14 protein-coding genes and 3 tRNA genes are annotated in these 21081 nt (G+C 56.8%); 14 read left to right on the top strand and 3 right to left on the bottom strand.

What is annotated here, in order from left to right:
* Positions 1-28 precede the first annotated feature (28 nt).
* From E1J53_RS04515 to E1J53_RS04505, 3 genes are all read left to right on the top strand, one after another.
* Positions 29-979, top strand: coding sequence for a sugar phosphate isomerase/epimerase (locus tag E1J53_RS04515; RefSeq protein WP_134271763.1), 951 nt, complete (start codon positions 29-31; stop codon positions 977-979).
* Between the two features lie 128 nt (positions 980-1107).
* On the top strand, positions 1108-2424 hold the full coding sequence (gene rimO, locus E1J53_RS04510) for a 30S ribosomal protein S12 methylthiotransferase RimO (RefSeq protein WP_134271762.1): 1317 nt from the start codon (positions 1108-1110) through the stop codon (positions 2422-2424).
* A 136-nt stretch (positions 2425-2560) separates the two neighbouring features.
* A tRNA-Leu gene (locus E1J53_RS04505) sits at positions 2561-2642 on the top strand.
* A gap of 57 nt (positions 2643-2699) precedes the next feature.
* On the opposite strand, the gene E1J53_RS04500 is transcribed toward E1J53_RS04505, so the two are convergent.
* A complete protein-coding gene (locus E1J53_RS04500; RefSeq protein ID WP_216650003.1) occupies positions 2700-3380 on the bottom strand; it encodes an NAD-dependent epimerase/dehydratase family protein in 681 nt (226 codons plus the stop codon).
* 153 nt (positions 3381-3533) lie between these two features.
* A complete protein-coding gene (locus E1J53_RS04495) occupies positions 3534-5999 on the bottom strand; it encodes an outer membrane beta-barrel family protein (protein WP_134271760.1) in 2466 nt (821 codons plus the stop codon).
* Positions 6000-6410: 411 nt separating this feature from the next.
* Between E1J53_RS04495 and E1J53_RS04490 the strand changes: the two genes are divergently transcribed.
* From E1J53_RS04490 to E1J53_RS04480, 3 genes are all read left to right on the top strand, one after another.
* Entirely contained in the window at positions 6411-7529 is a 1119-nt protein-coding gene (locus E1J53_RS04490; protein WP_134271759.1) for a sensor histidine kinase, read from the top strand.
* 18 nt (positions 7530-7547) lie between these two features.
* Positions 7548-8252 (top strand): LytTR family DNA-binding domain-containing protein, encoded by a 705-nt coding sequence (locus E1J53_RS04485; RefSeq protein ID WP_134271758.1) that lies wholly within the window; start codon positions 7548-7550, stop codon positions 8250-8252.
* Positions 8253-8338: 86 nt separating this feature from the next.
* A tRNA-Leu gene (locus E1J53_RS04480) sits at positions 8339-8423 on the top strand.
* A 1292-nt stretch (positions 8424-9715) separates the two neighbouring features.
* On the opposite strand, the gene E1J53_RS04475 is transcribed toward E1J53_RS04480, so the two are convergent.
* Entirely contained in the window at positions 9716-10927 is a 1212-nt protein-coding gene (locus tag E1J53_RS04475; RefSeq protein ID WP_253930456.1) for a cytochrome-c peroxidase, read from the bottom strand.
* Positions 10928-11314: 387 nt separating this feature from the next.
* On the opposite strand from E1J53_RS04475, the gene E1J53_RS04470 reads away from it, so the two are divergent.
* From E1J53_RS04470 to E1J53_RS04435, 8 genes are all read left to right on the top strand, one after another.
* Positions 11315-11399, top strand: a tRNA-Ser gene (locus E1J53_RS04470).
* Between the two features lie 235 nt (positions 11400-11634).
* On the top strand, positions 11635-12693 hold the full coding sequence (locus E1J53_RS04465; RefSeq protein WP_173021360.1) for a DUF547 domain-containing protein: 1059 nt from the start codon (positions 11635-11637) through the stop codon (positions 12691-12693).
* A gap of 39 nt (positions 12694-12732) precedes the next feature.
* The gene (locus tag E1J53_RS04460; protein ID WP_134271756.1) at positions 12733-15270 is read left to right on the top strand and encodes a TIM-barrel domain-containing protein; all 2538 of its coding nucleotides are present in this window, start codon (positions 12733-12735) and stop codon (positions 15268-15270) included.
* 29 nt (positions 15271-15299) lie between these two features.
* On the top strand, positions 15300-15905 hold the full coding sequence (locus E1J53_RS04455) for a riboflavin synthase (protein WP_134271755.1): 606 nt from the start codon (positions 15300-15302) through the stop codon (positions 15903-15905).
* A 419-nt stretch (positions 15906-16324) separates the two neighbouring features.
* Positions 16325-17365, top strand: a complete 1041-nt coding sequence (locus tag E1J53_RS04450; protein WP_134271754.1) for a T9SS type A sorting domain-containing protein — start codon at positions 16325-16327, stop codon at positions 17363-17365.
* A gap of 296 nt (positions 17366-17661) precedes the next feature.
* Positions 17662-18435 (top strand): hypothetical protein, encoded by a 774-nt coding sequence (locus tag E1J53_RS04445; RefSeq protein ID WP_134271753.1) that lies wholly within the window; start codon positions 17662-17664, stop codon positions 18433-18435.
* 110 nt (positions 18436-18545) lie between these two features.
* On the top strand, positions 18546-19835 hold the full coding sequence (locus E1J53_RS04440) for a TlpA disulfide reductase family protein (protein ID WP_134271752.1): 1290 nt from the start codon (positions 18546-18548) through the stop codon (positions 19833-19835).
* A 9-nt stretch (positions 19836-19844) separates the two neighbouring features.
* Entirely contained in the window at positions 19845-20888 is a 1044-nt protein-coding gene (locus E1J53_RS04435; protein ID WP_134271751.1) for a zinc-dependent alcohol dehydrogenase family protein, read from the top strand.
* Positions 20889-21081 lie beyond the last annotated feature (193 nt).

The raw sequence follows: 21081 nt of genomic DNA, 5'->3' as shown, positions 1-21081 counted from the left end.
TGGCATAAACCCTCGCCAAACCGACTTCATGCTTAATCGTTCCAATCGTCGTCAATTCGTCCGCCAGAGTGTACTGGGATTGGCCAGTCTGCCCTTCCTGGGGTGCGGAGGAAATACGACCGAAACTGCCAATACCGATACTTCAACCATGTCCACTCCCGAGCCCCCCCTGCCCTACCTCGAAAGTCTTGGCCTTCAACTCTGGACCGTCCGTGACCAAATGGGAATTGACCCACGGACTACGCTGACGACCCTGCGGGACATTGGGTACCGGCAGGTGGAGTTCGGGGACACGCGTACGCTCACCGACCTTAAACCGATTTGTGACGACCTGGGACTGGCCATTCACTCCAGTTTTCTTCAGTGGGCCACCATCACCGGTCGGTGGGATCTGTTGCCGGAGGAAACTCCCTTCGAGTTTACGGAGGCGATCGACCAGGCCGGCGAGGCCGGCCTGAGTCACCTCGTTTTTGGTTACCTCCGTCCCGAATCCCGGCAAACGGCCGATGACTGGAAGCGGCTGGCCGACCAGCTCAACGAGGCCGGTCTGCAAGCCAAAGAAAACGGCCTGCAGATGGCCTATCATAACCATAATTTCGAGTGGGACCCGGTGGAGGGAACTACCGGTTTCGACCTGCTGCTGGACCGAATGGATGGCGAATTGATCCCCTTTGAACTCGACGTTTTCTGGGCGCAGATCGCCGGACAGGACCCCAAAGTCGTGCTCGACCGAATCAGCGACCGCGTAGAACTGCTGCACCTCAAGCAACTACACCGCGGCACGCCGGTGGTCACCCGGCTGGACGACGTACCGCCCGATGCCTTCGAGGAGCTGGACGAAGGAGACATTCCCATCAAGGACCTGATGCGGTACGGCCAGGAGCTGGGCGTGAAGTACTGTATGGTCGAGCAGGACGGTAATTATGCCGGAAGTTCACTTAAAAGTGCCCGGCAGAGCTATGACTTTCTGCGTACGTGAAGGTGAACCCGTGCTTTCCGAAGCTTTTGCCCATAAAACCGGCGATCAATCCCAAGCCAAAGTCATGAGCGGAAAGTAACAATGGGTACAAAAATCGGAGTATCTTTGCGGCCGCTAAGCGCAAGTGCATGAAAACCAAAACGCTACGACCGGACAAGGTCAACGTCATTACCCTGGGGTGTTCGAAGAATCTGGTGGATTCCGAGAATATCATCACCCAGTTACAGGCCAACGATTACGAAGTACGCCACGACAGCAATGAGGAGGCCAATATCGTGATCGTCAATACCTGTGGTTTTATTGACCTGGCGAAGGAAGAAAGCGTGAACACCATCCTGGACTACGCCGACCGGAAGAGCCGGGGAGAGATTGAAAAACTCTACGTTACGGGCTGCCTGAGCCAGCGATACAAGGACCAACTGGAGGAGGAAATTCCCGAGGTAGACGACTATTTCGGCACCATGGAACTGCCGGGGCTCCTGAACCGTCTGCAGGCGGACTACAAGCACGAGCTCATCGGTGAACGTTTCATCACCACCCCGGAACACTACGCCTACCTGAAAATCAGTGAAGGCTGCAACCGGACCTGCTCCTTCTGCGCCATTCCCCTCATGCGGGGCAAGCACGTCAGTCGTCCCATCGACGACCTGGTCAAATCGGCCGAGCACCTGGCCCGGCAGGGCGTCAAGGAGTTGATGCTCATCGCCCAGGAGCTCACCTATTACGGACTGGACCTCTACAAAGAACGGGCACTACCCCAACTGCTGGAGGCCCTGGCGGGTGTGGAGGGTATTGAGTGGATTCGCCTCCACTACGCCTACCCCAGCAAGTTTCCCCGGGAGGTCTTTGACGTGATGGCCGAACAGCCCAAAGTTTGTAACTACCTCGATATTCCCCTGCAGCACGGTAGTGATGCCGTACTGAAGCGGATGCGCCGGCAAATTACCCGCGCCGAGACCGAAGACCTCATCCGGTACGCCCGGGAACGGGTGCCCGGAATCGCCATCCGGACCACCTTCCTGGTGGGTTACCCCGGCGAAACCGAGGAGGAGTTCGCGGAACTCTGCGATTTCGTGCGGGAGATGCGCTTCGAACGCCTGGGGGTTTTCCAGTACAGCCACGAAGAAGATACCAGCGCCCACGAGGCGGAAGACGACGTGCCCGCAGAAGTGAAGGCCGAGCGGGCCAATCGTCTCATGGAAATCCAGCAGGAGATCAGCCTCGAACTGAACGAAAGCCGGGTAGGTCAGGAGATTACGGTACTCATCGACCGTAAGGATGCGGAGTTTTATGTCGGGCGCTCGGAATTTGACAGCCCCGAAGTGGACAACGAAGTCTACCTCCCCGCCCACCAGGCCTACCTGAGGACCGGAGACATGGTCAAAGCCCGGGTGACCGGGGCAACGGAGTACGATCTCCAGGCGGAACTCCTGGACGAAAAGTAGGCCTCAGTACACAGTGAACATCCGGGAGAAAATTCTTTTTCTCCGATGAAAAAGTTAGTGCGGGTTCATTACCTTTGCCCCGCTTCTGCAGGGAGAACTTTATGACTAGGTCGTGCGGTTTCTACCCTGTCTCCAGGCCGACGTGGCGGAATTGGTAGACGCGCTGGATTCAAAATCCAGTTTCTTCGGAAGTGCGGGTTCGATTCCCGCCGTCGGTACTCCCTGAATAAACCGCGTCTATCTCTACGGATTGGCGCGGTTTTTCTTTTCCCGAATTACTTTTCCTGCCCTCTTTCCGCCACCTCCGCGATAACGGGGTTGTCCAATACCTTCACGGCGTGGGGGGCTTCCACCAGATTGATCATGGCCTGACCAACCTGCGGACTCTCGATGATGGCCGAAAAGCGGCTGAGCAGAGAAAATGCCGGACGCATGATCTGGAGCAGTACGTTCACCCATCCCGTGCGGGACTTAACGCCCTTTCTCGGAATGACCCCACCGATCCGGAAAGCATAGGCGTCGCGGAAGCCACGGTTCAGGATCAGGTTCTCGGTTTTTCCCTTCACGCGGGCCCACATGGTCCGGCTGCTTTCCGTTTCGTCGGAACCGGCTCCGGAGACGTAACAGCATACTATTTCAGGATTCACCTCCATCAGCGTGGCACTTAAGCTATCGGCCACACCCAGGGTAAGGCGCGTATAGTCTTCCTCATTCATTCCCACGGAGGATACGCCCATGCAGTGAAAGCAGGCCGTGGGCTGGAAGTCGCGAAACGCTCCGGAGAGCTCTTCGAACCGGGTAAAGTCTTCCAGTAGGGCCTCCCGCAATTTAGGGTGACTTTCGCCCAGCGGCCGGCGTGTGACGGCCAGAATGGCGTCCACCCGATCGGATGCCAGACACTCCAGTAAGACGGCCCTTCCGATCATTCCCGTGGCTCCCGTCAGAATCACTCTCATTCCCATACGTGCTTATTGCGTTGGGTCCAAAGATCGTCGAAAGCGTGGATACGGAATAAAAAAAGCCCCCAGGACCATCCGCCTGGGGGCAAAACACTAGTACTTGGTTAGAACGTAGTAGTATGAACTGATAAACTCGTCTCTCGTATAGACCTAAAATTCTCCTTCGCCACCGTAGTCACCGCCACGATCGCCGCGGTTGCCACCGCGCTTTTTACTCTGATTGAGGCGATAGTTGAAGGTGAGGCTTACCTGACGGACCCTCCACTGGAAGTCTCCCTCAATCCGGAAAGGATTACCGTTGGTTACCCCTTCGTTCAGGTAACGCCAACGGCGGGAGTTCAGGAGGTCCCGGACGGAAAGCGTCAGGGTGGCTTTATCTTTCATGATATCCTGGCTAGCGGCCAGGTCAAAGCTGTACAGGGATTTGTTCCGCCCCTGCGGCACGATGCGGGGTGCACGGTAGTTGAAGCGGAGCTGGATGTCGGTTTTTTTCGTTGGGCTCACCCGCACCGTACCCCGGGTAAACCAGGTAGTAGCATCGGCCGAGAAGTCATCCTCCAGGTTACCACCGTCGGTGATGGCCCGGAAAAAGTTGAAGTCACCACTCAGGCGCAACCACTTGGTTGGATCGTAGGTACTGGTTACCTCTACACCGTAGGCGTTTTCGGTGAGCAGGTTTTCCGGCATGGTGATGGTGGTGTTATCGTCGTTCACGCGGCGGATGCGGGAGATCACGTTGTTCGTCCGGCGGTAGTACACGCTGGACCCCACGGAACCTTTGTCGAAGATTTTAATGTGGCTCAGCTCGTAGGAGTCCGTAAACTCGGGATTGAGGTTGGGGTTACCGCTACGGAAGTTACGCTCGTCGGAGAAGGAAAAGAAGGGGTTCAGATCCCAGAAACGCGGGCGGTTGATCCGGCGACTGTAGCTCAACTGCAGCGTATTGTTGTTGGGAAGTTCGTAACCCACGAAGGCACTGGGGAAGAGATTCAGGAACTCCCGGTCATTGACCTCCTCGGTCTGCAGCAGGCGGGTGGAAAAACGGCTGTACTCCGGACGGAGGCCCACTTGCCAGCTGAACCGGTTCTTCTTGTTGCCAATGATGAAGTAGGCGGCCGCCACCGTCTCGTCGTAGTTGAAGTCGTTGCTGAACTGCGCCAAAGACATCCACTCCTGATCGATGAATTCCTCCACGAGGAAGTCGTTGTCGATGTTCCGGCGGGAACCCCGCACGCCCACTTCGATCCGGCCCTCTTCTCCGAAGGGGTGGATGTAGTCGGATTGGAAAATCAGTTGATCGGAGCTTTCGGTGTTGTTGGAACGCTGCAGTTCATCCTCCATATCGGTGGGGTCGAAGTTGGCGTCCAGGAAGCGGTTAAACAGGTCCGAACCTTCGCGCTCAGTGTCGTCCTGGTAGCGGATGTCGGCGGAGAATTTTTGTCCCTTGCGGTCGAAGGTTTTCACGTAGCTCAGGTTAATCTCCTTGCGCCACTCTTCTTCGGTTTCGTTGTCCCCCCGGATAACGGCACCCGTGGGATTATCAAGATCGTTCAGGTAATCAAAGTAGCGGGTTTCGTTGTAATTATCGTCGTCTCCGCGGCGGACGATACCGGCCATGGTCAGTACGCTCTTGTCGGAGAAGGAGTAATCCGCTCCGAAACGCAGACTGTTGTTGATGCCGCTCCGGTTACGGTCGCTTTCCTGCAGGGTAATGAAGGTACCTTCGGGGCGGAAGAAAGTGTTGGTCTGGCTACCACCACCGGGGCCTTCGCGGTAAGAAAGTCCGTAGTTAACGAAGAAATTAAAGCGATCCTTCCGGTAGTTCAGGTTTACGGAGGTCCCCAGGTTGAGCGGGGCACCGGCGATCAGGTCGAAAGAGCCGTTGAGGCCACCACGATCGTCTTTTTTGAGGACGATGTTCACGATACCGGCCATACCCTCCGCTTCGTAACGGGCCGAGGGGTTGGTGATTACTTCCACCTTCTCGATCATGTTAGCGGGGATGCTACGGAGTCCGGCGGCGGGATCGGAACCAATGAGGCCGGAAGGCCGACCGTTGATCAGAATACGCACGCCCGTGCTGCCACGCAGGCTGAGGTTACCCTCTACGTCTACCTGCAGCGTGGGGACGTTGTCCAGCAGTTCGGAGGCCGTACCTCCCTGGCTGGCGAGGTCCTTACCGACGTTAAACACCTTTTTATCGAGGCCCATCTGCATGGTACTCTTTTCGGCGGTCACGATCACTTCCGCCAGTTCCTCGGCTTCGGGCGCCAATTCAATCACGCCCAGGTCTACCTTGCGGGCACCCTTGGTGAGGTTAATGGAGGGAATGGTGAGGGTTTCGTAGACAAGGAATTCCACCCGGGCGTAGTATTCGCCGAGGGGGGCTTCGATGACAAAATCGCCGGTTGCCTGGGTGGTATTACCGCCCACCAGCGAAGAATCTGCGGCGGAGTAAAGGCTGACCGTGGCGAAGTCGAGTGGTTGTCCGTTGGAGCCGTCCACTACCCGGCCCCGGATTTCTCCCTTAATGATGGCCGATTGAGCCGAAAGAAGACCGGGTGCCAGGCAGAGTAAGGCTGCTAGAAAGAAGAAAAAAAATTGAAAACGTTTCATTTGGTCGATGGTAGCTGAGGTAATTGGGAAGTCAAAGTCAGGGTCAAGAAAAGTGGGGCAAAATCCCGCTCGCGGTGAAGCTTGCCGGGATATTTGATTGTTTTTTGAAGTCGGCGATGCGCAGGTGCAAGGCTTATTTGGTTAGGGCATGGCACCTGCGGTCATCGCCACATCATTCAATCACTATTACAATTGCAAAAGTGCCGTTATTGATTTGAGTTATTGCCTAAAATCGGTGAACGACACGTTCCAGGGGTTAAACGGAAAAGCCCGGCGCCTCCCGGTTTTGGGGCGTCATTCCTCCTTCCTCAACCGTCGTTTATCCTTCATTGCCGCTCCGAATCGTTTTACGACTTTCCAATCACCTATATTTGGAGGGTTCGCTTTGCTCCCCCCCAAAAGCAATCGGCCATGAATCAGGAAAAAACCACCACATTCTCCAAATGGATTTCCCGCGAATCCCTCTTTCAGCTTGCGCTGTGGGTGCTCTACTTCTTTGTGCTCATCCAGCAGATTGATTACTACAACGAGCGCACCGGAAAGAACGTAACCCTCGGGCTGCGGCACTTCGTTTTTGCCATCAACTATCTGATCGTCATCCTGCTGATCAGCTACTGGGTGCTGCCCAAATTCCTTTACCGGAAACGATACTTTACGGCCGTTGCCCTCATGATCCTCTTTCTGTGTACCGGCATTCTGGTGGAGGAATTCGTAATGGAAAAAATCTTCTTTGGTAACGAAGGTCCCGGACAGCAGTTCCCCGGTTTCCTCCCTACGCTCTGGGACATTGGCCCCACCATCGTCTTCTTCGTGTGCGCCAAACTTGCCTGGGACAACCTGAAAAAACAGAACGTGCTGGAAGAACTGGAAAAAGAGCGGGCGGAGAGCCAGCTGCAGTTCCTGAAGTCCCAGCTCAACCCCCACTTCCTGTTCAACAACCTCAACAACCTGTATTCCTACGCCCAGGAAGGCTCCCCAAAAACCAGTGAAATTATCCTGCAGCTTTCGGCCATCATGCGCTACATGCTCTACGAAAGCAAGGAGAACTTTGTGGATCTGTCCAAGGAGATCCAGTATCTGGGGGATTTCATCAAACTCCAGGAACTGCAGATGGAGGACCGCGGAAGGGTGCACTTTCAGGTCAACGGCCAGCCACAGGGCAAACTCATTGCCCCCCTGGTGCTGATCACCTTCGTGGAGAACAGCTTCAAACATAGTATGTCCGGACAGGCCGACGACATCGACATTTCGATCGTGGCCGACATCGAGGAGGACGAACTCCACTTCCGCTGCGAGAACACCTTTCAGGCCGCCGAAAACGCCTCGAACGAGTACCTCACCAGCGGTATCGGTTTGGCCAACACCCGCAAACGACTGGAGTTGCTCTATCCGGGAGACCACTCCCTGGAAGCCGGTCCGCAGGGCGACCGCTACGTGGTGGACCTGCGGCTGCCCCTCTCCTCCCGGAAACAAGCAACGGGCCGGATGGTGACCGCCGGAAAGGTCCTTGTGCAAGAACCCTTAGCTTAGCGACAAATCCCCACCGGAATGACCTGTCTGATCATTGAGGATCAACTTCCCGCCCAGCGCATCCTCCAACGCTACGTTGACCAGGTGGACGACCTGGAGTGCGTCGGGAGTTTCACCGACCCCGTGGCGGCCCTGGCCTACCTGAAGGAGAACGACGTTGACCTCCTCTTCCTGGACATTCACCTGCCCAAAATTTCGGGCATGGAATTCTTGGAGATCCTGCCCAAGCGGCCGCACGTCATCCTGACGACGGCCTTTTCGGAATACGCGCTGAAGGGCTACGAGTTTTCCGTGGTGGACTACCTCCTCAAGCCAATTTCCCTCGACCGCTTCCAGCAGGCCGTGGAGAAGGTGTTCAAGCTCGAAAGCCTGGCCTCCGGCCAGGCGGGGGAAGTCTCCACCGCTGCGGGCCCCGATCACCTCTTCGTCAAGGCCGACCGGACGATCTACCGCATCAACATTGAAGACATCGTTTACATCAAGGCCGACGAAGACTTCACCCACCTCCACACCCAGGACCAACACTACTTCCTCTCCCACAACCTCAAACACTGGGAAACCACCCTGCCCCCCGACCGTTTCTGCCGTATCCACAAGTCCTATCTGGTCAACATCGACCGGGTGCGCAAAATCGAGAGTAACCAGGTGTTCACCGAACTGGGCGAAGTGCCCATCGGCCGCAGTTACCGCGAACAATTCATGCAGAGAGTTAGTCCGCGATAATTTTTTTTGCTCAGCTATTTGGAATATTCAACCCCCGTATTACCTTTGCGGCCCCTGCAGTAGAAACCTACTGAAAACTAGTATCCGCCGAAGTGGTGAAACTGGTAGACACGCACGTTTCAGGGGCGTGTGCCTTCGGGCGTGGGGGTTCGACTCCCCCCTTCGGCACCAGTACTTCCTAAGCCTGGTCTCCTACGATGGAGGCCAGGCTTTTTTGATGGGATTTGGTGGAGCCCTTCCCCTCAGTCTAGCCTGGCTGATTTCAATACTGGAAGAGCCTTTCCCCGAAAGGCGACCGCACTCCGCTAGCCCAAAGGGTTGGGTAGAACCGTATGAAACTGGGCGAATAGAACACTCTTTTTCGCTTCGCTGGACGTGGTTCGGTTTCCTTTCGGGGGAAAGGTAACACCAGAGCACAAAATCTATGTGGTGGAGCCTTTCCCCGAAAGGCGACCGCACTCCGCTAGCCCGAACGGTTGGGTAGAACCCATTGAGACTGGGCGAATAGAACATTCTTTTTCGCTTCGCCAGACATGGTTGGGTTTCCTTTCGGCGAAAGGAAACACCAGTGCGCAAAATCTATGTGGTGGAGCCTTTCCCCGAAAGGCGACCGCACTCCGCTAGTGAATACGGTTGGGTAGAACCCATTGAGATTAGGCCAGTAACAAATTCTCTTCTGCTTCGTAGAGGATGGTTCAGTTTCCTTTCGGCGAAAGGAAACACCAGTGCACAAAATCTATGTGGTGGAGCCTTTCCCCGAAAAGCGACCGCATTCCGCTAGTGAATACGGTTGGGTAGAACCCATTGAGACTGGGCCAGTAGCAAATTCTCTTTCGCTTCGCCAGACATGGTTGGGTTTCCTTTCGGGGAAAGGAAACACCAGTGCGCAAAATCTATGTGGTGGAGCCTTTCCCCGAAAGGCGACCGCACTCCGCTAGTGAATACGGTTGGGTAGAACCCATTGAGACTGGGCCAGTAGCATATACTTTCTCGCTTCGCTGGACGTGGTTGGGTTTCCTTTCGGGGAAAGGAAACACCATCCACTGCGTTGCCCCCGCCAAACTTTTTTTAATTTTTTCTTCACCCCGCCCACGGGGGCCAGTCCCCCCTTTCTCCTACCCTCATCCCCGATTTGTCCAAACGGCGGCGAAGCCGCCATTTTGAGCCCGTTACCTGCGCAAAAAAGTGACGTCTACAGGAGCAACTTTCACTATTGAACAACACACTTTTTCCGTCGGCCGATTGTGGCCGGCGGGACTTTTTTCCCTCACTCTAACGAGCCTATTGGTTTTTCTACACGTGTTCCGACCAGCCCGGTGGCCGCTTTAATGTGCTTTATAAAGTTTGAGTAGTCCTCGCCGCCGGGACCGGAGCAAGTTCGACCCCAGCGGCCGTCCGGCCCCTGGGGTCATTACTTGAATACACAAATACACCAAGCAGTTTATGGGATTATGGGACGGAGCCTAAAAGGGATCGCTCCAACGCTCCTCGTCGTAGAGGTCATTTCCGGATAGCGTCCGGAGAAATGCGACCAGATCCGCCTTTTCCTGGTCGGTCAACTGAAGTTGCTGGGGGCGGCCGGCGGGCATCAGCCGCCGATCCAGGTTATTGCCCAGCGCGGCGGCCGGAATGGCGTTGTAGTGGTCAATGACGGCCAGGAGGCTGTTGAACCGACCGGTGTGCATCAACGGACCGTTGAGGTTACCGTCGGGGTCGACGAGATCCCGCAGGGAGGGGGAACGGAAAACATCGTTGTCGATGCCAGTGCCGTCGGCGGTCTGGAAGACGCCGTTGGAGCGGGAATTGGGGTCGATGGAGAACTCCGGTGCCTGGTGGCAACCCTGGCAGCCCACGCCGCCGCCGATGCGGCGGCCCTGCCCGTCGAAGTCTGCCGGACGCTGAAAGAGGTCCTTGCCCCGGTTCTCGGAGGCCGTAAAGTTGGGGAAGCTGCCGTTCAGGTTATTGACCATCGCGGCTCCCTGGTCGTACTTGGCGTCGAAGGACTGGATGCTGCGGATAAACTGCGCCAGGGCCCGTTGCAGCCGGTCTTCGGTGACCACCGCGTCACCGTAGGCCATCGTGAACAACTCCCGGTAATAGTCAATGGCTTCCAGCCGGTCCAGGAGGTCGGCCAGGGAGGGATCGCCGTCCTGACCGCTGAAACCCATTTCTACGTGATCCTGAATGGGCATCGTGGTTTGGGCCTCGAGGGATTCGGCCCGCTCGTCCCAGAAGAAGCGCGCTTCATCCGAGAAGCGGGCGTTGACCAGCCGCATGGAGTGGCGGGCCGTCAACCCATTCAGCCCCGTGCTAAATTGATCGCCGTCGCTAAAGGCGAAGGCCTGCTGGTGGCAGGAAGCACAGGAAATGCTGCGTCCGGACGACAGCTCGGGATCGTAGAAGAGTACCCGCCCGAGGGTGGCCACCCGGTTATCGATGGGATTGCCCGCCGTATTGTCGCGGTTGACGTAGTTGGGGACCGGCTGGCCCGCGTAATCGTAAAGGTTCTCGGGGTCAATCGTGCCCCCGAAAGTTTCCTCCACGGCGGTCATCATCACGCCGGGATCGTTCGTGTCGTCGGCGTTGGCCACGTAGCCGTCGGGGGCCTCGCAGGACTCTAGGAAATTATCCGGATCGCCGAGGCCGTCGCCGTCGGCGTCCAGATACCACGTCATTTCCATACAGGGTTCGACGAAGGGGGTGTCTCCTGCACAGGCAGTCATCAGGGAACAGGCGAAAATCAGGAGGGAAAAACGAAAGCAATCTAAGCAGCGGGCATTCTTGAGCATGGTTCATGGTAATTCGTCCCGTCCACTCCGGAGAGCGGCATCGGGAAAGGTGAGAAAATGTAGACCAGGTAAAAATGCTCGGAAGGCCACGACTTTGTGATGAGATTCCCCCGGGAGCTGATGGTTTAACCGGCGTAGAAAAAAAATGGAACTTTTTCATCGTGCGGTTGCTTATGTTAGCATGACGGAAGCGTAGTCCGGAAAATTCGATGATCCTTTTCGAGATTTATTTTGTGGATCATTCCGGAAGTATTTACCTTTGCGCCCGCCTTCGGAGGAATGGCAGAGTGGTTTAATGCACCGGTCTTGAAAACCGACGTACCGAGAGGTACCGGGGGTTCGAATCCCTCTTCCTCCGCTCCATGAGTAAAAGCTCGTTCGCCCCGCGAACGGGCTTTTTTCATTTTGTCCGATCCGGACAGTTTTACGCCTCCTGCGAACCAAGGTGGCCCGGTTTTACGTAAATAGAGTAGTGACCGGGCATGAAGAGCTTGTTTTTCCTTCAATCCTTCAGTCCACCAATCATTCTATCCTTCTATCCCTTGCCCAACCACCCTGCACCTGCGCGCATGCGCCCAAAAAACCATGAATCCATGACCTTTCGAAACCTTGCTACCTATCTGTCGTTTCTTTGCCTTCTTTCCCTAGTGGCCTGCGGAGGCCCGCAGCCGGAAGCCGCGTCCACCGACAAAGGCGTGGCGTCCACCGAGGCACCGGACCTGATGGAAAAAGAGGAAGTGGTGCGCGACGTCATTGAGCACACCCAGGAAGCCAACCCCGAATTTGTGGCGGAGGAAAAGCTCCCCGTAAAACCCGTGGCGGCCGCCGGCACGGAGCAGCCAACAAAAACCACCACTGCCCCGAAAGCCCCCAAGCCTGCTCCCACTACGCAACCCGCCGCCAGCTCTTCTCCCGCTACCGCCGAAAAGCCAGCGGATCAGTCCGTTTCTAGCGAGGAACGAACCACCGAGGTCACCACGGCAGCGGAGCCAGCTCCACAGGCCCCCACCCCGCCCGATCATTCCGCCTGGAACGCCCTGCTGAAGCAGTACGTCTCCACTTCGGGCGACGTCAACTACGCGCGACTGAAAAACCAGGAGGCGGCCCTCGACGCCTACCTCGCCACGCTCGCCGAAGCGACTCCGGACAAAGACTGGGGACGTAATGCCTCGATGGCCTACTGGATCAATGCCTACAATGCCTTCACCGTCAAGCGCATTCTGGACAACTGGCCGGTGAAGAGCATCATGGACCTGGACGGTGGCAAAACCTGGGACGTCAAGTGGATCGACCTGGACGGCAAAACCTACAGCCTAAACCAGATTGAACACGAGATTCTTCGCCCCAAATACGGAGACCCCCGCATCCACTTTGCGGTCAACTGTGCCGCTGCCTCTTGTCCGCCCCTGGCCAACCGGGCCTTCACCGCCAGCAACCTGAACGGCATGCTGGAAAGCCTGACGCGGAAATTCATCAACAACGGCCGCTACAACCAGATTGAGGCGGGGGCCGTGAAGGTGTCCAAGATTTTTGACTGGTACGGCAGTGATTTTGGTGACCTCCGGACCTACCTCAACAAATACCTGGACGACCCCATCGCGGAATCCACCGAAATTCAGTTTCGGGACTACGACTGGTCGCTGAATAATTAGAGAAGGTCTTACCTTGGGCGGCCAACTGAAAGAAGGCTTATGTCCAAGAAACCACAAAAAGCAGGTAAGGTTCCCCACACTTACGACCCTCCCGCCGAGGTAGTTTTTAACGGGGCCACCGAAAATACCGCCCGTTACGAAGACGTCTATTATCTCCATCATCCCGGTGCTATCACCGCGGTGGTAGCCGAGGGGAGCCAGTCCTTCCGGTTGCTGAGCAGTGGAGCAGCCAAGCTGAGCCTTTCCTTCTGGAGCGACGACATTGTGCGCATTTGGTTCAGCGTGGGCGAGGCCGGTCCGGATTTCAGCTACGCGCGCGACGAGCGGGCCCACCCCGCCGCGGCCATGGTCACGAGCAGCAGTAGCGCCGAAGCCTTCACCTTCACCTCCCTTTCCCTCGTCGTTTCCGTGGCCAAGGCCGACGGAAAACTGACCATCACGGACCGCACGTCCGGCAAAGTCCTCCACGATTTTGCCGCCCCCTTTACCGGTCGGTCTACCCTACTGAAGGGCCTCGATCAGGTGCGGGTACAATTCAAAACCAATAAGAAGGAAGGGTTTTATGGCCTGGGCGACAAGGCCTGGGACACCGACCTGCAGGGCAGTGAGTGGGAAAACTGGAACAGCGACGCCTTCGGGTACTGGAAGGGCCGCCAGGCACTCTACCGCAGCATTCCGTTCTTCTATGGCCTGCGCAAGGGACAGGCCTACGGCATCTTCCTGGATAACCCTTATCGCTCCTTCTTTGACTTCAACAGCCGCCACGACAACAAGGCCACCATGTGGGCCGCGGGCGGAGAAATGGACTACTTTTTCATCAACGGTCCGAGCCTGAACGAGGTCGCCGTCCGCTACCACCAGCTGACCGGCAAGGCCGAGCTTCCGCCCCTCTGGGCTATGGGCTTTCACCAGTGCCGTTGGTCCTACTATCCCGAAAGTCGGGTGCGGGAACTGGCGGATAGCTTCCGGGAAAAGAACATTCCCTGTGATGCCATCTACCTGGACATCGACTACATGGACGGGTACCGCTGCTTCACCTGGAACAAGGAGCACTTCCCCGATCCCGCCAAAATGATCAGTGATCTGCGGGAAAACGGATTCCATACCGTGGTGATGATTGATCCGGGCATCCGGGTAGATCCCGATTATCACGTGTACGCCGAGGGGATGGAAGGGGACATGTTCTGCCGTCGGCCGGACGGTACCCACATGATCGGCCCCGTCTGGCCGCCCGAGTGCGTGTGGCCGGACTACACGGACCCCGAAGTGCGGGACTGGTGGGGCAACCTCTACAAAGAACTCTACATCGACCAGGGCGTCAGTGGCTTCTGGAACGACATGAACGAGCCGGCCGTCTTCAAGGTCAATGCCCTGACCTTCCCCGAAGACATCCGCCACCACTATGAGGGCTACGGCGCCGACCACAAGAAGGCCCACAACATCTACGGTATGCAGATGACGCGGGCCAGCTGGGACGGCCTGCGCCGGCTCAAACCCGAAAAGCGGCCCTTCCTGCTCGGCCGGGCCAGCTTTGCCGGTGGGCAGCGCTACGCGGCCCTCTGGACGGGCGACAACGTAGCCAGCTGGGAACACCTCGCCATCGCCAACCGCCAGTGCATCCGCCTGGCCGTGAGTGGCTACAGCCTGGTCGGGACGGACATCGGCGGATTCGTGGATGACCCCACACCCGAGATGCTCACGCGCTGGCTGCAACTGGCCGTCTTCCATCCCGTGATGCGCATCCACAGTATGGGCAACAACGAGGACGGGGCCGCCGAGGCGGAAGCCGAGGCCGTCAAGGAAGCCGAAAAGCTCAACCGGCAGGACCAGGAACCCTGGGTCCACGGCAAAAAGCACACCAAGCGGAACCGGGCAGCCATCAAGATGCGCTACCGCCTCCTACCCTACCTCTACACCGTCATGAAGCGACACGTGGAAGACGGTACCCCCGTCCTCCGGAATCTCTTCTTCTACGACCAGCAGGACCCCTACTGCCGGAAGTTTCCGGACCAGTTCCTGTGCGGCGACGATCTGCTCGTTTGTCCGGTCGTAAAGCCCGGAGCGAAAAGCATGCAGGTGTACCTGCCCAAGGGCACCTGGTACGATTACTGGACCGGAAAATCCTACGCCGGAAAGTCGAAAAAGCGGGTTTCCCTGCGGCCGGACCGCATTCCCGTCTTCGTCCGCGCCGGTGCGGTGCTGCCCACCGTGGCGGCGGTGCAGTCCACCTCGGAACTGGATGGCCTACGACAGCTGAATCTTTCCATCTGCTGTGCCAAACGCGGTGGTGGACGGCTCTACTGGGACGCCCTGGACGGGTACGACTACCAGGAAAACGGTTTCACCGACCGCAGTTTCCACTTTACGATGAAGGGCAAAAAGCTCCGCCTGACGCAGGAAGTTGCCGGTGACTTCAGGGCTTCCTTCAAGACCATCCGCCTGCGTTTCGTCGGGCTTCCCTTCTCCCCGAAGACCATGACCATTGACGGACAGGAGCAGAAAGTCAAACTGAAGCAGGGCAAACGTGGGATGGTTGTCGAAGTTCCCTTCGATTTTCAAGAACTTCAGCTCGCCTGATTGTTTACCAGTTAAACAAAGCATCCTCCATGTTTACGGGTATCATTGAGTCCTCCGGCACCATTGCGGGCATTGAGCGGGAGCAGGACAACGTCCACTTCACCATCGCCAGCGATCTGAGTGCTTCCCTGAAGATTGACCAGAGCATCGCGCACGACGGGGTTTGCCTCACGGTGGTGGCCCTGGGCGAGGGCACCCATACCGTGACGGCCATCCGGGAAACCCTGGAGCGGACCCGCCTTGGCGACTGGTCCGTGGGCGACACCGTTAACCTGGAGCGGGCGATGATGGCCGGTGCCCGCCTGGACGGGCACATCGTGCAGGGGCACGTGGATTCCGTAGGCGAATGCCTGGCGGTGGAAGAGGCCGGCGGCAGCTGGTACTTCACCTTCCGCTACACCCCCACCCCGGAGCACCTGCTGGTGGACAAGGGCAGCATCTGCGTCAACGGGGTTTCGCTGACCGTGGTGACGCCCGTTGACGATACTTTCAAGGTGGCCATCATCCCCTACACTTTCGATCACACGAATTTTGGGGCGCTGCGCGCTGGTGCCAAAGTAAATCTGGAGTTCGACGTGATCGGGAAGTACATCGCCCGACAGATGGCCGCCTACCGGGATGCGGTTGCTCGCTAAGCATTAATTGTAGGCTGCTCCGTGAATTAATCATTCGGCAATCAAGTCCCTGATTTTTTTAGTAGCGGCAGTACACTGCCAGACAAATGATTGTTTCAGTTCCTCTCCAGCGTAGCGAAATGCAGAGCCCGCCCGGCCTGGCCGCCAGTCGGACGGGGTTAGGAGAGGGAGAAACACATTTGTATAGCAGTATAGTGTCTGGTAATTACCTGCCGCTACCGTTTGTCCCACTGAACTGCCGCGATTCCGCTGGAATCGATGATGAAACCTCACGGAACAGCGTAGGCCTTAATTGGCACCAAATCGGGCTTCCCCTTCGGAAAAAAGCCAATTAAGGTAGGGTTAAAGACATTGAGGGGGTTGTTTATGATGATCATCCTGTGCACATTGTGCAATCAATTCACCCAAAAACCACCAAGATGCTCAAAAATTTACTCGGTTTACTCTGTTTTGTCTTCGCATTTGGCCAGCTCGCGGCCCAGGAAATCACCCCCATCCAAACCACCGACGCTAAAGTCGGCATCCAACTACTGGAGGGAGAACGTCTCCCCCTCCCGGAACTCGTTTCCCGCCAGGAGAACAAGGCCGTCATCGACACCCTGTTCCCCGACATCTTCGCCGACACCTGCGCCAACACGGTGACCCTGTTCACCACCCAGGGGGGAGGCTACCTCTTCGGTAGCAACGAATTTTTCGACCTCGAAAAAGCGCAGCTCTTCACCCTGCCGGAAGAACAGACCTTTAACGTCACCGAAGTCCTGGTTGCCTTTGGTGAAGTCGGTGCAGATATTGCCGACCGGAAGGTGGTCATCAACATCTACGGCGGTTTACCCGAAGACGGTATGTCGTTTGGGGAATATCTCGGCAGCAGTGATTCCGTGCTGGTCAGTGACCTACTTGTTGACGAGAACGCCATTCTCTTTACCAGTTTCCCCTTCTCCACCCCGGTCACGGTCACCGACGACGACTTTTTCGTCAGTGTCGATTTCTTTGACGTATACGGCGAAGATATTTCTGATGACCTGGGCATCCTCTCCACCCGGGACGGATGTGGCGACGGAACGAACGTATTCGAACTCTTCCCGACCCAGGACATGAACCTGGCCTGGAATACGGTTAACGCCAACTGGAACGGCCTCAACGCCGAGATGCTGGTGGGCGTCGTCATCGATGACGACGTAACCTCCGTAGATCGCCGGGTGGCGGACTACGGGATGCGGGTCTTCCCCAATCCCGCCCGCGAAATGGTGACCCTCAACGTCAACGCCCCAACGGCCGCCGAATTTACGGCCTCTCTGACGGACCTCAACGGTCGGGAATTACGCCGGGAAGTACTGCGCACCGTGGCCGGTAATGGCACGCTGGAATGGTCCGTGGAGGACCTCCCCAACGGACTGTACCTCTACCACCTCGACGGCCCCGAAGGCCGGCAGTCCGGTAAGCTCATGATCGGTAACTAGAAGTAGGCTGTTCCGAGAGGTTTCATCAGCGATTCCTGCGGAATCGCGGCCGTTCAGTGGGGCAATTGGTAGCGGCAAGGCATGCCTTGCCGCTACTGGAAAATTCAAGGACTTGATGGCCAAAGGGTTAATTCGCGGAACAGCCTACAACTAGAAGTAACGTTCGCCAACGAAAATCAATGGTATCGGCCGGCTCAACCTCCCGTTGGGTCGGCTTTTTTTTGCTCGGCAATGGACCAACCAAAGATTGGAATATCCGTCGGGGAGGGGTATTTTCAGCAGCCAAATACTTTCCGATGCGTATCCTTTTCAACTGGCTTGCATTTTGCCTCCTTTTGCTCACCGGGTGCGGGGATGGTCCCCCGGTCGATAAGGCGGACGCACCTCAGACTTCCAAAACCAGCCCGGAGAACCTCCGCTGGCGGCAAGCCATCAATGGTGGAGAGTCCCCCACCGACCTTTACCTCCCCGACGCCGTGCTGGCCCTCCCGTCGGGGGAAGTGATTTCCGGAGCGGAGGAGATTCAGCGATACTGGAGCAGCCAGGAAGGTGAGATCAGTGAAATGTACACCGATACCCTCATCCTCGCCCGGGAAGAGCCCTGGATTGAATACGAAATTGGTGGTTTCACCCGGGGTGAATCCCCTAAGAAATTCCTGGCGATCTGGATGACCGACAGCACGGGCAGGAAGCGGACCTTTGAGGTCGTCACCCCCCACCTGCCTGGGCCCTTACCCCAGGCCGCCATCGATCGCGGCAGGAACCGCTGGGTGGAATTGTGCAACCAGCACGACGCGGAAACATTGATCCGGGAAGTCTACACCACCAATACGATTTACTACAACCACCGACCGGTAGTTCGGGGGCAGGAGGCGCTGATTCCGGTATACAGCTACATGAACAATCCCGACTACGCCCTCAACCTGACGCCCCTGATCTCCCGGGCCGTCAACGATCGTCTGGTGTTTGAAATTGGTCAGTGCAGTGGCAGCTACGGTGGGAAGTACCTGATCGTTTGGGAGCAGTCCGCGCCGGACACCTGGAAGGTGCTGATCGATTCAAATTTCTGATGCGGCAACCCAGGGGCAGAAACACCCGTCCGTTAAGGTGAAGCATTTTCGTGAAGAATTGCTCCCACCGAAAGCTACGTGCACTTCATCTACCGGTCTAAACCAACCCAATGAAACACTTCAATACCCACAAAAGACAACTTTGTTTTTTGGCTTTTTGCCTTTTCCTGTCGTTTCCGGTATTAGGGCAAACCAGCCTCAACCCACTCAGCGAGGACATCACCATTTCGTTCGCCGGGAAATACGATCAGCGGCAGGACCGGAACGGTCATGGCATGATGGCGACCTTCCGGATGCACAACGATTCCGTCCACTTCGGAGATACCGTCTACCACGTTCGGTACCCCAGCACCCTCGATCCGGAGAAAATTGCCCTGGCCGTGAACTACTTCGCCGGCAAGCCGGACAATCCGCTGGGCAAAAGCATTCCCTACCTGCTGTACCCCTACGACGCTCCCTTCCCCACCATCTACCAGGACACCACCTATTCCTTCAATTTTTTGGCGGCCGAGCGTTTTGATTTTCGGAGGGAGGATTCCACCGTCGTCGTCACCACCCACGGAGAGTGTGCCGACTGCAAATTTTTGGTCGCCTACCGCAAGCCAAACTACCCGGATGCGGAAAGAAAACAAATGATCGAAACCTACTTCGGCAACGATCGTCAGATGGGTAAGAACGACATCACGGATGCCGATCACTGGTTGGAAGACCGCAGGATGAATTATCGCTACGCGCAATTCACCTACCAGGATTCGACCTACGCGGTGGGTGTATACGATTATAACTGTAACGGCACCTACGATGATGAGGGAGAAGACATGGTACTGCTGGGGTCTTCCCGTGAGCCCCTGAACGAAGACCGGAGTAAACATGGGTTCCACTACGAAGAGAACGCGTTGATTGCCGTACAGGAGCATGGTTTCCGGCTGGTGGACATGGAGCCATCCGGTGCGTCCCTGACGCTTCGCCCGGCCGCCATTGGCGACAATTCGCTGGGTTTGCGGGTTGGTGGCTACCTGTCGGACGTCCAGGGATCACTCGACGTGGAAACGGCGACCAGTATTCCCTCGCTGATTAGTGAGGAGCATCCCTACACCTTATTTGACGTCTGGGGAACCTGGTGCAAGGGTTGCATCGTCCAGCTGCCCCAACTTAAGGAGTTAGTGGATCAGGAAACCGGCCAACTGAAAATCGTCGGCCTGAATTTTGGGGACGAGCAGGAAGCAATCGATGCCTTCAAGGAAAAACACGCTATCCCCTGGACTTCCTGGCGGGTGGACAACGCAACCATTGAACGCCTGGCCATAAGCGGATTCCCTTCTTATCTGCTGCTGGATCAGGAAGGCAAGCTGGTCTTTAAGACGACATCGGTCGTGGAACTAAAGGCATTTTTTGACTAGCTTACCCGTATGAAAGCACTCTACTACGAGCAGTTTGGTGGCCCCATCACCCACGAATCCCTCCCCGACCCAACGCCCCTTCCGGGCAGCGTCATCATCAAAGTGGGAGCCACGGGGCTTTGCCGTAGTGACTGGCACGGCTGGATGGGGCACGATCCGGACATCAACCTGCCCCACGTTCCCGGCCACGAGCTGGCCGGCACCATCGTAGAGACCGGAAGGGAGGTGAAGAACTTCCGGGTCGGTGAGCGGGTGACGGTTCCCTTCGTGGCGGGTTGTGGGCGATGCGGGGAGTGCATCTCCGGCAATCATCAGGTTTGCGACCATCAGTCTCAGCCCGGATTCACCCACTGGGGTTCCTTTGCCGAGTTCGTGCGGGTGGATTACGCCGACGTCAACCTCGTTCGCCTGCCAAAAGAAATTGACGACCTCACCGCCGCGACGCTGGGGTGCCGGTTCGTCACCTCCTTTCGGGCCATCGTGGATCAGGGGAAAGTGCGTGGGGGCCAGTGCGTCGCCATTCACGGTTGTGGGGGAATTGGGCTTTCCGCCATCATGATTGCCCGTGCGCTGGGCGCTCAGGTCATTGCCGTCGACATTGACGAAGGCACCCTGGACCTGGCCCGACGCCTGGGCGCAAAGCACACCGTAAACGCCAAGAAGGTGCCGGACGTAGTGGAAGCCATCCGGGACCTCAGCGGAGGTGGAGTTCACGTTTCCATGGATGCCCTGGGCAGTCAGACCACCTGCTTCAACTCCATCGCCAACCTACGCAAACGGGGCAAACACCTGCAGGTAGGGCTCATGACCGGAGACCACCAGCATCCGACAATCCCAATGGACCGCGTGCTCGCCCACGAGTTAGAAATACTCGGTTGCCACGGCATGCAGGCCTTCCGCTACGCCGACATGCTCAACATGATTCGCAGTGGCAAACTGAAGCCCGGGAAGCTGGTCAAGCTTACCGTCACCCTGAAAGAAGCGGCAAAGATTCTGACCAAAATGAATGACTTCGACCACCGGGGGGTGATGGTAATTGATTCGTTTGGGTAAGTTGGTCTGTTGGTCTGTTGGTCTGTTGGTCTGTTGGTCTGTTGGTCTGTTAAGGGAATGATGAAAGAGACTGTTCAAGTAAGTGTGTCTACTATCTTTAAGAATGAAAAGCGCAAAAGACAAATTACCAGCGGATCTCCAAAAGCTGTTAGCAGACCATCTTAAAAGTGGTAAGCCCCTACTTGGTCAAGAT

It is taken from the genome of Lewinella sp. W8 (assembly GCF_004375085.3).
GTDB lineage: Bacteria > Bacteroidota > Bacteroidia > Chitinophagales > Saprospiraceae > Neolewinella.
This window is presented reverse-complemented; position numbering and strand designations above follow the sequence as displayed.